Here is a 10,653-nt window from a genome sequence, read left to right as displayed (position 1 = left end):
GCTCGGTCGGGGACGGAGTCGGCTGGGCGACGACGGGCGGCTCGGTCGGAGCCGGGGTCGGAAGCTGCGGCTGCTGCGCGGGCGGCTCGACGGCCCCTGGCGAGGTGACTCCCTCGTTGCCAGGATTGTTGCAGCCAGAGGCGGTCGCCAGCGAGAGCAGGGCGCCACACGTCGAGGCGAGAAGTCGATTCCGGATCAATGTATCGGTCCTTCTTCGGGGGACCGCGAGAGTGACCGGAGCCGCGACGCCAGTCGCCGGCAGCCTCCTGGACGCGCCCCCCGCGCCACGGGCCGGAATGCCTCGCGGACGGACGACGCCTGGTTGGTCTCGTGGCCCCGTGACTCTTCAGTCCAACCGGGACGCGGACCAACTCACCAGTTAACAGAACACTTCCCAAGCCCTGGCCGGGCGTAGGGGCCCCTCGCCGCCCTCCCCTCCAGTGGACAGGCGAACGGGCCCTCGCCGGCTGATGCTTCGGTTTTTCCGAAGAAGCGTGGCCAGAAACTCTATTTGTCGAAGGAAGCGCGGCTTCTTAACTCACAGTCTCCATGGAAACCTTCGAGAGTGTAGGCAGTCCTGCCCTATGGGGCGGCTTCATCGCCTTTGTGATCGCGATGCTGGCGCTGGACCTGGGTGTGTTCCACCGGAAGGCGCACGTCGTGAAGTTCAAGGAGGCGCTGGGCTGGAGCGTGGTGTGGATCAGCATGGCGCTCCTCTTCAACGTGGGGGTGTGGTGGAAGTTCGGGGCCGAGCCGGGGATGCAGTTCCTCACCGGCTACCTCATCGAGAAGTCACTCTCCGTCGACAACATCTTCGTCTTCGTCGTCATCTTCTCCGCGCTGCGCATCCCCGCGCTGTACCAGCACCGGGTCCTCTTCTGGGGCATCCTCAGTGCACTGGTGCTACGCGCCATCATGATCTTCGCGGGCGTGGCGATGCTGGAGCGCTTCCACTGGCTCATCTACGTCTTCGGCGGCTTCCTCATCCTCACCGGCGTGAAGCTCTTCCTGCAGCGCAACAAGGATGAGCACCCGGAGGACGGCTGGATGATGCGCTTCGCCCGGCGCTCCATCCCCTCCACCAACACCTTCGACGGCCATCACTTCTTCACGAAGGAGAACGGCCGCTGGCTGGCGACGCCGCTGTTCATGGCGCTGCTGCTGGTGGAGGCGTCGGACGTCATCTTCGCGCTCGACTCCATCCCCGCCATCTTCGCCGTCACGCGAGACCCGTTCATCGTCTTCACGTCGAACATCTTCGCCATCCTCGGCCTGCGCTCCATGTTCTTCCTGCTGGCCGGCGCGGTGGAGAAGTTCAGCTACCTGAAGGTGGGCCTGTCCGGAGTGCTCGTCTTCGTCGGCGCGAAGATGGCCCTCGTGGACTTCGTGAAGATTCCCCCCGCGCTGTCGCTGGTCGTCATCGCCGCGATGCTCGGGGCCAGCATCGTCGCCTCGCTCATCAAGAGCCGGAAGGCCCCGCCCTCTCAGGAGGCACTGAAGCGGGAGCTGACCGAGGCGTCCGAGGCCTGACGCCCCGGCGGCTCAGGAGGCGGAGGCGCGCGGCAGGCGCACGAAGTCCTGCCAGGCGCGCACCGCCTCCTCGAAGTCCTCCACGGGCAGGTGCAGGGTGCGACCGGGGATGGCGTCCTCGGTGCGGACGGTGGCCCGCACCTTGGTGAGCTCCACGCTCCAGCAGTCCCCCGGCACCTCCCAGCCGCCCAGGTGCCCGGAGCGGACCTGGAGAATCAGCTCCAGCAGCCGCTCCGCCGCACCCGAGCCGGGCTGGAGCTCCTCGGAGAGATAGTCCGCCAGCACGTCATTGGGAGGCGGCGCCCGGACCACCACCGCGCTGCCCCGCGAATCCCACGTGAATCGGAGTTTCCTCGTCGACACGCACCCAGGGTGGCACGCCCTCCGGCCGCTTCGTACCCGCGGGTGGGACGAAGTCCGAAGCAGTGAACATTCAGGGGCCGAAAAGCCGAGAGGCCGTGAGCCCTGGGTTCAGTCCCGGACTCACGGCCTCTTCGAAGTGGGCGCAGCAGGGTTTGAACCTGCGACCCCTGCCGTGTGAAGGCAGTGCTCTACCGCTGAGCTATACGCCCTTCTGCTGTCTGTCCCGCCGCTGCGTGCTGCGCGTCAGCGGCGAACGCGGGTGTAGATGCCATTCGCCCGCTCAGGTGTCAACGCAATTTCGACTACAGCGCGTTGAGCTTCTCTTCCAACTCGCGCAGGCGGCGCTTGAGTCCCGAGAGCTGCTTGCCCAGGGCCTTGAACTCGCTGCGGGGCGCGAAGTGGAAGGCCTTCATCAGCTCCTCCTGCCCCCGGTCGAGCGCCTGCTTGCCACGCTGCACGCGGCCAATGGCGTTGGCGATGGCCATGGCGCGCTTCTCGTCGGCCATGAGCTTCTCCATGGCCTTGCCGGACACGTCCAGCGCCTGCTTCTTCAAGTCGTCACGGATGCCCATGGTCCCTCCCCCGCCTCAGGGCTCGTCGATGAACTGCGTCCGCAGCTTCGCGAAGACCCGGTCGGCGATGCCCTTGTACCTCATCCGCTCGATGAGCGGCTGCAGGTCGCCCTGCATGGAGATGCGGCGCTTGAGCACCGCCTCCACGGGGTCCAGGGTTCCATTCAGGAGCTGCTTCCACACGCTATAGGGCGCGCGCGCCAGGTAGACGGGCTCCAGCTCGTCCAGGTCGTCCGGGTCCGGCAGCACGCGGGCCTTCTCGATGCGGCAGTCACCAGGGACGATGTGGACGACGAAGGGCTTCTCCAGCTTGCCCGGCTCGGCCTCCACCACCGCCCCGAAGTCGCCCTTCCAGCCCTTGCCGGCCACGGCGCACTCGGGGTCCTCATTGGTGAGACGGACGGCCTCGTCCACCCACTCCCTCGACGGAAACCTGGCCATCGCGCGTATCCCTACCTAACCCCTGCGGAAGAATGTCCCGATGCGGGACAGGAGCCCCCCGTTGTCGTTGCCGCTGCCGTTGCTGGGCCCCTGCTTCCGGATGCGCTCGGCGGCTTCCTCGAGGGCCCGCTTGAGCTGCTCCGGCGTGTCGCGCGTGGCGAGGTCCACCTTGCGCATGCCGCTGGCCTCCTCCACCGTCACCTGGAGCAGGCACTCCTCGGTGAGGCGGAAGTCGATCTTCCGGCCCGCGGCGGCCGAGGGCACGCGCACCGTGCCCAGGTACTCGTTGTCCACCAGGTGCTCGCTGTCGCCCTGGTAGATGTCCAGCTCGATGAAGGGCGAGCCCGGCTCCTTCGGCGGAGGCAGGCGGAAGCTCTTCACCAGCGGAATCAGCGAGTTCTTCTCGATGATGCGCTTCACGCGCCCGTTGGGCATCGCGTAGCCGATGGGCATGGACAGCGCGTCCAGCAGCGTCACCGAGTCGATGCTGCCCAGCGAGTCGCCCAGCAGCGCCGCGCCCAGGGCCACGCACTCGTCCGGGTGGACGCCCTTGCGCGGCGGCTTGCCGAAGTGCGCTTGAATCTTCTGCTGCACCAGCGGCATGCGGCTCTGGCCGCCCACCAGGATGATTTCGTCGATCTCCGAGCGGGCGATGCCCTTCTCCTCGAGCACCCGGTCGCAGATCTCGAACGTCTTGTCGACCAGGTCGCCGGTGAGGTTGTTGAGGTACTCGCGCGTCAGGGGGATGCGCAAATCCAGCGGCTTGCCCTTGCGCTCGTCGATGAAGGGCAGGTCGATGACGACGTTGGGGATGAGCGTCAGGTCGATCTTCGCCGCCTCGGCCGCGTTCTTGATGCGCTGGAGGGCGATGGGGTTCTCCGTGAGGTCGACCTTGTTCTCCTCGCGGAAGCGCTCCAGCACGTACTCCATGATGCGGTTGTCGAAGTCCGTGCCGCCCAGGAAGGTGTCGCCGCCGGTGGCCAGCACCTCGAAGACGTTGCCGGCCAGGTGCAGCACGGACACGTCGAAGGTGCCGCCGCCCAGGTCGTACACGAGGACCTTCTGGTCCAGGCCGCGGTTGAAGCCGTAGGCCAGCGCCGCCGCGGTGGGCTCGTTGACGATGCGCTTGACGTCGAAGCCGGCCAGCCGGCCCGCTTCCTTCACCGCGTTGCGCTGGTTGTCGTTGTAGTAGGCCGGGACGGAGATGACCGCCGAGTCGATGGGCCCGCCGAGGAACTGCTCGGCGATGGTCTTCACCTGCGACAGCACGAAGCTGGACACCTGGGGCAGCGTGTACAGCTTGCCGCCCAGCATCACCGCCGCGTCCCCGTTGGGGCCCTCGACGATGTCGTAGGAGAAGTAGCCCTTCAGTTCCTCGACGGCCTTGGAGTTGTACTTGCGCCCGATGAGCCGCTTGGTCCCCCAGAGGGTGTTCCGGGGGTTCGTCACCATCTGGTCCTTGGCCACCCCGCCGACCATCAGATCCCCGCGGGAGGACAGGGCGACCACGGACGGCAGGGTGAGGTTGCCGCGATCCGTGGGGACGATCTTCGGGATGCGGTTGCGCACGGAGGCCACCAGCGTGTTGGTGGTGCCCAGGTCAATCCCGATGATGCGAGGTCTGTCCGCCATGAAGTTGGGGGGCGAAGCCAGTTGGAGGCGCGCCTGCTCCTACTGTCTATCACGTCGCGCCCTCGCGTGCGCGTTTCTGGGCGTCCGCCTCAGTCCTCTGATTCCAGCCCCGACGGCAGGGGCCCGTCCGGCCCCAGGGGTGGGACGGCCCGGGTCGGCTGCCCACCTGCCTCCCCTGGCGCCGCCGCCACGGTCGCCAGGACGAGCCGATCATAGGGGGCGTCCTCCCCCGAGGGCAGCTCCTCGATGAAGCGGGACACCCGCAGGAGGATGCGCTCCCCCTCCCGGGGCTGCACCGTCAGGGGGTACACCAGCGCCAGCTCGTCCTTGGCCCGCGTCAGGGCCACGTAGAAGAGCCGCCGCTCCTCCTCTTCCTCCGCGTCCGAGCGGGTGGCCAGGGACAGCGGGAAGCGCCCGTCCGCCAGCCAGAGGACGAAGACGGCCCGCCATTCCAGGCCCTTGGCCTGGTGCACGGTGGACAGCGTCAGGTACTCGTCCGGCGCGTCCGCCCCGAGGGCCTCCTCCGCGGCGAACTCCGACACCAGGGCGATTTCCGTCAGGAAGCGCGCCAGGTCCTCGAACCGGCCGGCGAACTGGGCCAGTTGTCGGATGTCCTCCTCCCGTTGCTCCTCCGCGGCGTACTCCGCCTTCAGGTACTCCGCGTACCCGCCCGCCAGCACCTCCTCCACCAACACTCCGGGTGTACGTGCACCTTCCGGGCGGGTGAGCCGGGCCATCAGGTCCGAGAAGCGCTGGAAGCCCTTCTGGGCCTTGCGGGGCAGGTGCGCCCGGACGTCCTCGTGGGCCAGGGCATCCGCCAGGGGCGTGCCCTCCGGCAGGGCGCGCAGGGAGGTCCACAGGTGCTCTGTCGTCGCGGGGCCCACTCCGGGCACCCGGCGCACGACGCGCTTGAAGGCGAGCTCGTCCCCGGCGTTGTTCACCAGCTTGAGGTAGGCGAGCACGTCCTTGATGTGGGACTGCTCGAAGAAGCGCACCCCGGAGCGCACCCGGAAGGGGATGCCGCGGCGGGCCAGCTCCAGCTGCAGCTCCAGGGAGTGGCTGTGGGCGCGGTAGAGGACGGCCATGGCCTCCAGGGACATGCCCTCGTCGCGCAGCTCCAGGATGCGCTGGGCCACGAAGGCGGCCTGCTCGTCGGCGTCCCGGGTGGGGACGACCACCGGCATGGCGCCGGAGGGGCGCGCGGCGGTGAGCTCCTTGGGGAACTGCCGCGCGTTGCGGGAGATGGAGGCGTTGGCGAGGCCGAGGATTTCGGGCGTGGAGCGGTAGTTGCGTGTGAGGGTGAAGACGGCGCAGCCGGGGTAGCGCTCCGGGAAGCCGATGATGTTGGTGAAGTCCGCGCCGCGGAAGCTGTAGATGGACTGGCAGTCGTCGCCCACCACCGTCAGGTCCTTGCGCTCCCCGGCGAGCAGGTCCACCAGGTCGCCCTGGAGCCGGTTGGTGTCCTGGTACTCGTCCACGAGCACGCAGCGGAAGCGCTCGGCGAGCTGGGCGCGGATGTCATCGTGCTGGGTGAGCAGCCGCTTGAGGTGGAGCAGCAGGTCGTCGAAGTCCATCAGGTGCATCTGCGCCTTGCGCTGCTGGTAGCGCGCGGCGGTGGCGAGCACCTCGGGGGCCAGGGGGAGGAACTGGGGGCGCCGGTCCACCAGCACCTGGGAGACGGGCTGCTGGAGGTTGGTGGCCATGGACACCAGGTCCAGCACCAGCTCCGGCCGGGGGAAGCGCTTGTCGCTCTTGAGCTTGCGCTCGGCGATGCACGTCACCATGAGGTCTCTCGCGTCCTCGCGGTCCAGCACGGTGAAGTTCGTGGAGAAGCCCAGCGCGCCCGCGTGCTGGCGCAGCAGCACGTGCGCGGCGTGGTGGAACGTCCCGCCGAGGATGCGCCGCACGTCCGCGAAGGAGCCGGCCAGCTCCTCCACCCGCCGCGTCATCTCCCGCGCGGCCTTGTTGGTGAAGGTGAGCAGGAGGATGCCCTCGGGGGGCACGCCCCGCTCCAGCAGCCGCGCCACGCGGAAGGTGAGCGTGCGCGTCTTGCCGGAGCCCGCGCCGGCGATGACGAGCACCGGCCCCTCCCCTGCCTCCACCGCCCGCAGCTGCTCCTCGTTGAGGAGGGCGGCGTAGTCGATGCGCGGCGAGGGCTTCGCCGGAGCGACCTTGAGCGTGTAGGTGCGCGTGGCCATGGGGCGGGGAACTCTAACCGCCCCGCCCTTCACGGACACATGGATCCGGATGGATCAGGGCACGGGCTTGAGGGCCGTCAGCCGGTCCGACGCGGCGGCGCGGACCTGGGGGGACGGGTCCCGCTCCCTCGCCAGCTCGAGCAGCATCCGCCCCACCTGTTGCGGCAGCTTCGAGCCCACCGCCTCCAGCGCGGCGGTGCGCTCCTTCACCGCGCCGTCCAGGCGCTCGCGCACGGCCTGGTCCGCGCAGGTGCGCACGCCGGGCGTCTGCTGGCGCAGCAGCAGCTCCGCGTCCGCCAGCCGGGCCTCGGACAGGCGCTTCGCCTCCACCGCCCTGCGCTCGAACTCGGCCAGGTCCTCGGGGAACTCGGTGGCGACGGAGCGGGCGCGGGCGATGGCCTCCGCCGCGAAGCGCGCGTTGACGGCCGCGGCGCACAGCTGCCGCGCCGACGCCAGCGGCACCTGCCCCTCGGGCGTCACCGTCTCGTCGCGGGCCACGTCCAGGGCCCACAGCGCGAGCTGCCGCGCCGCCACGGCCGCGGAGAAGTTCTGGCGCCGCTCCTCGCGAATCTGCACCCAGCGGCGCAGCACCACCGGGTCCATCGCACCGCCCTCAACGACGCGCTGGTACTCCGTGGACGCGAGGGCGAGCTGGCCGGACAAATCCAACAGCACCGCCACCGTGAGGTACATCTCCGCGCTGCTCGCGCGCTCGCGCAGCGCGTCCAGGCGCGAGGCCACCTCGTACTCCGCCACCGGGCGCGGCAGCGCGGACAGCACCGTGCGCAGGGACTCCAGCGCGTGCTGGCGGATCAGCGGGTTGCGCGCGGAGCGCAGCGCGTCCAGCAGCGGGTCGATGGTGCGCACCGAGACGTGCTGGCCCAGCTCCTCCGCCGCCTGCCAGCGGTCCAGCGGATCCATCGCCGTCAGCGCGCGCTTGAGGTCATCGAGGTCGCGCAGGTAGTGCGCCACGTGGGCGGCGCGGGCCACGGGCTCCGGGCGGGCCAGGGCGGCGCGCTCGGCGCGAGCGCGGGCCAGTCGCTCGGGGAAGCGCGTGAGCTTCGAGCCCAGCGGGTGGCCCTTCACCTTCGCCTCGGCCTCCTCCACGAGGCCGGAGACGAGCAGCCCCTCCACCTCCAGCTCCAGCAGCTGGACGCGCACCTCCTCACGGTGCGCCCCGGCGGGGAAGTCCTTGAGGTACGCGAAGAGCTTCGACGCGCCCGCCGCCTTCGCCTGGGCGAAGGCCTGACCGTCCAGCCGCGCCTCCACCTCCTGGCGGCGCGGGTCATCCGGCGACGCGCGCAGGTACTCCGTCAGCCGCTGGGGGTCGTCGGTGGTGGCCAGCTCGTGGGCCTCGGCCTCGCCCAGCAGGCGCTTCGCCTCCTCGCGCTGCGCGCCGTCCGGGTGCTCCTGGAGGAACTGCCGCCAGGCGGCCACCGTGCCCGACTCCTTCGCGGCGTTGAAGCGCAGGCCCTCGAGCAGCGTCTTCGCGGTGCGCGCCTGCGCCGCCTCCGGGTACGCCTCCAGGAAGCGCTTGTAGGCAATCACCGTGTGCAGCCGCTTCGCCTCCTCGAACTCCAGCTCCTCCAGGCGCGCCTCGGCGGCGTCCACGTCCGGGTGCTTCGGGTACTCCCGCAGGAAGTCGCGGTAGGCCTCGACGGTGTCCGTCCGCGCGGCGCGGTCGTACGGCGACGGGATGCAGCCGGTGGCCAGCAGCAGGACGGCGAGGGCTCGACGAAGGGGGGCCATTCACCTCCAGCAATACCGCACCCGTGCCCACCCGGAAACCCGAGCCGTGACGGCCGGTTGCCTGGGTGGTTTTTTTGACCACACACGAAGTCCGGCCGAGCATGGGTGCCTCAGGACGCTACAGGGAGGTCGCTCCATGAGGGGTGCGCTGATCACCGGAATGCTCGCGATGCTGGCGACGGGCTGTGCCACCACGGCCGCGCCCCTGGAGCCCTGGCTGGACTCCTACACCCTGCGCTACCGCTCCGCCTCGCCGCCCGCCTTCCCCCGCGAGTCGCTCTCCGACTCCGTCGTCGCGCAGAAGAAGGCGGAGCCCGCGCCCCGCGCCCCGGTGGCCTCGCGTGGGGGCACGGGCAGGAAGGCGGCGCCCCGGCCCGCGAAGAAGGACGTGACGCCCGCTCGCGCCACGGTGGCCGCGCGTCCCGGAGCCAGCCCTCGGGAGACGGTGCTCGCCACGGCGCGCTCGCTGGTGGGCAAGTCGCAGGTGGTCCTCGGCGGCCGGAAGTACCCCTCCGACTGCACCGGCCTCATCGAGGGCGTCTATGCGCAGGCCGGCGTCACCTTCCGGGGCACCCTCAAGCCCGGCGACAACGGCGTCACCGCCATGTACCGCCACGCCCGCGCCAAGGGCCGCGTGTACACGGAGGGCCGGCCCATGCCCGGGGACCTCGTGTTCTTCCGCGAGACGTACGACCAGAACCGGGACGGCCGGCGCAACGACGGGCTCACCCACGTGGGCATCGTGGACGAGGTGGCCGCGGACGGCACCGTCACCGTCATCCACCGCGTGCGCCGCGGCGTCGTGCGCTACCGGATGAACCTCGCCCGCCCCCACCTGCCGAGAGATCCGAAGACGGGCCTGGTGCTCAACGACCTGCTGCGCCACCCCGGCCCCAACCGCGAGCCGGTGCTCACCGGACAGCTCTTCTCCTCCTTCGGCAGCGTGCTGCCCGCGGAGCCGAGAACGACGAGGCCGGTGCCGGTGGCCCTGCGCTGAAGGCCACCCCACCGGCTCCGTCACGTCGCGCGAGCGTGCGCACTCAGGCGCGCGCGGTGCGGTCCCACGCGGCGCGCTGCGTGTTGCGCAGGAAGCGCCAGAAGCCCACGACGATGGCCAGGTTCATGGTGACGAAGTAGTAGGCCACCGAGGCCACCCGCTTCGCGGAGCCACGCTTGAGGACGCCCAGCTTCCCCAGGTACGCCAGCGAGTAGAAGAGCGCCTGCCCGAAGAGGGTGAAGCGGTAGAACATGCTGTCGAGCAGGAACACGTTGGCGACGAGCGCCAGCCCCATCAGCGCGGGCGCGCACCAGCGCAGCAGCTTGTGGGACCAGAAGGCGAACGCGGGGAAGCCCGCCGTCGGCAGCAGCAGGCCCGGCACCATGCGCAGGCTCTGGAAGTTGCCCGCGGCGATGCGCGCCCGGCGGCCGAACTCCTTGCCGTAATCCTCCGTCGTCTCCTCGTGCGCGACGGCCGTCTCCTCGTAGACGACCTTGTAGCCCTTCTCCAGGATGCGCAGCGGAATCACGAAGTCGTCCACGATGGTGGACGGCGGCAGCCCGGTGAAGAGCGTGCGCCGGATGGCATACAGGCCGCCGTTGGCCCCCACCACCGCGCCGCGCCGCCCCTCGTACATCTTGATGAGCGACTCGTAGTTCCAGTAGGCGCTCTCCTCGTAGTCCTGCTTCGTCGGGTTGTAGAGCCGGAGCTTCCCGCAGACGGCGCCCACCTCGGGGTCCTCGAAGTGGCGGACCAGCCGCTCGATGGCCTCCGGTTCAATCATCGTGTTGGCGTCCGAGAGGACCACGATGTCGCCCTTCGCCATGGGAATGCAGCGGTTGAGCACCGTCGTCTTGCCGGCGCGCGGCGCCGGGGACAGCCGCACCCGCGCATCCGGGCACGCGCGGACGATGTCATCCGTCCCGTCGGACGAGCCGTCCGAGCCGATCAACACCTCGAACTTCTCCGCCGGGTACCGCAGCGCCAGGCTGTTCTCCAGCTTCTGCTGGATGCAGGACGCTTCGTTGTAGGCGGCCACCACCAGACTCACCGAGGGCGCCGGCCCCGCCTTGCGCGCCGTCTGCCTGCCCCCGCCCCCACCCCCCCTCTGCCTCTTTTTCACATTTGAAGCTTGCGACGAAACTGAAAGTGTAGAGTTTTGTGGTGTGCG

At 69.8% G+C, this 10,653-nt stretch carries 9 protein-coding genes, 1 tRNA gene and 1 pseudogene; 2 read left to right on the top strand and 9 right to left on the bottom strand.

The window, feature by feature from the left end:
- Positions 1-199: pseudogene (locus tag HG543_RS54795) on the bottom strand (carbohydrate-binding protein); the annotation flags it as partial.
- 350 nt (positions 200-549) lie between these two features.
- Between HG543_RS54795 and HG543_RS46615 the strand changes: the two are divergent.
- Positions 550-1,530 carry a TerC family protein gene (locus HG543_RS46615; protein ID WP_169351428.1) on the top strand — a complete coding sequence of 327 codons (981 nt, stop codon included), beginning with the start codon at positions 550-552 and terminating at the stop codon, positions 1,528-1,530.
- A gap of 12 nt (positions 1,531-1,542) precedes the next feature.
- Here the strand turns inward: HG543_RS46615 and HG543_RS46610 are convergent, their stop codons facing one another.
- The 7 genes from HG543_RS46610 to HG543_RS46580 all read right to left on the bottom strand — a co-directional run bounded on the left by HG543_RS46610 (position 1,543) and on the right by HG543_RS46580 (position 8,485).
- The gene (locus HG543_RS46610) at positions 1,543-1,893 is read right to left on the bottom strand and encodes a YacL family protein (protein WP_169351427.1); all 351 of its coding nucleotides are present in this window, start codon (positions 1,891-1,893) and stop codon (positions 1,543-1,545) included.
- A gap of 137 nt (positions 1,894-2,030) precedes the next feature.
- Positions 2,031-2,102: transfer RNA gene (locus HG543_RS46605), tRNA-Val, on the bottom strand.
- A gap of 93 nt (positions 2,103-2,195) precedes the next feature.
- On the bottom strand, positions 2,196-2,465 hold the full coding sequence (locus HG543_RS46600) for a hypothetical protein (RefSeq protein WP_169351426.1): 270 nt from the start codon (positions 2,463-2,465) through the stop codon (positions 2,196-2,198).
- A 15-nt stretch (positions 2,466-2,480) separates the two neighbouring features.
- Positions 2,481-2,906 carry an SCP2 sterol-binding domain-containing protein gene (locus HG543_RS46595; RefSeq protein ID WP_169351425.1) on the bottom strand — a complete coding sequence of 142 codons (426 nt, stop codon included), beginning with the start codon at positions 2,904-2,906 and terminating at the stop codon, positions 2,481-2,483.
- A gap of 15 nt (positions 2,907-2,921) precedes the next feature.
- The gene (locus tag HG543_RS46590) at positions 2,922-4,538 is read right to left on the bottom strand and encodes an Hsp70 family protein (RefSeq protein ID WP_169351424.1); all 1,617 of its coding nucleotides are present in this window, start codon (positions 4,536-4,538) and stop codon (positions 2,922-2,924) included.
- Positions 4,539-4,627: 89 nt separating this feature from the next.
- On the bottom strand, positions 4,628-6,736 hold the full coding sequence (locus HG543_RS46585) for an ATP-dependent helicase (protein WP_169351423.1): 2,109 nt from the start codon (positions 6,734-6,736) through the stop codon (positions 4,628-4,630).
- Between the two features lie 54 nt (positions 6,737-6,790).
- Positions 6,791-8,485 carry a HEAT repeat domain-containing protein gene (locus HG543_RS46580; protein WP_169351422.1) on the bottom strand — a complete coding sequence of 565 codons (1,695 nt, stop codon included), beginning with the start codon at positions 8,483-8,485 and terminating at the stop codon, positions 6,791-6,793.
- Between the two features lie 136 nt (positions 8,486-8,621).
- Here HG543_RS46580 and HG543_RS46575 point away from each other — a divergent pair, with 136 nt between their 5' ends.
- On the top strand, positions 8,622-9,482 hold the full coding sequence (locus HG543_RS46575; protein ID WP_169351421.1) for a CHAP domain-containing protein: 861 nt from the start codon (positions 8,622-8,624) through the stop codon (positions 9,480-9,482).
- Positions 9,483-9,525: 43 nt separating this feature from the next.
- Here HG543_RS46575 and HG543_RS46570 read toward each other — a convergent pair whose 3' ends face one another.
- Positions 9,526-10,533, bottom strand: coding sequence for a glycosyltransferase family 2 protein (locus tag HG543_RS46570; RefSeq protein ID WP_343073607.1), 1,008 nt, complete (start codon positions 10,531-10,533; stop codon positions 9,526-9,528).
- Positions 10,534-10,653: the final 120 nt, after the last annotated feature.

The sequence above is a fragment of the Pyxidicoccus fallax genome (assembly GCF_012933655.1).
Classification (GTDB): domain Bacteria; phylum Myxococcota; class Myxococcia; order Myxococcales; family Myxococcaceae; genus Myxococcus; species Myxococcus fallax.
Note: the sequence above shows the minus strand (reverse complement) of the source record. Positions and strands in the feature narration are given on the sequence as shown.

Excerpts from the sequence above, each read along its gene's own strand:
- HG543_RS46615 (WP_169351428.1), top strand. The coding sequence starts at position 550 with ATGGAAACCTTCGAGAGTGTAGGCAGTCCTGCCCTATGGGGCGGCTTC.
- HG543_RS46600 (WP_169351426.1), bottom strand. The coding sequence starts at position 2,465 with ATGGGCATCCGTGACGACTTGAAGAAGCAGGCGCTGGACGTGTCCGGC.
- HG543_RS46595 (WP_169351425.1), bottom strand. The coding sequence starts at position 2,906 with ATGGCCAGGTTTCCGTCGAGGGAGTGGGTGGACGAGGCCGTCCGTCTC.
- HG543_RS46590 (WP_169351424.1), bottom strand. The coding sequence starts at position 4,538 with ATGGCGGACAGACCTCGCATCATCGGGATTGACCTGGGCACCACCAAC.
- HG543_RS46585 (WP_169351423.1), bottom strand. The coding sequence starts at position 6,736 with ATGGCCACGCGCACCTACACGCTCAAGGTCGCTCCGGCGAAGCCCTCG.
- HG543_RS46580 (WP_169351422.1), bottom strand. The coding sequence starts at position 8,485 with ATGGCCCCCCTTCGTCGAGCCCTCGCCGTCCTGCTGCTGGCCACCGGC.
- HG543_RS46575 (WP_169351421.1), top strand. The coding sequence starts at position 8,622 with ATGAGGGGTGCGCTGATCACCGGAATGCTCGCGATGCTGGCGACGGGC.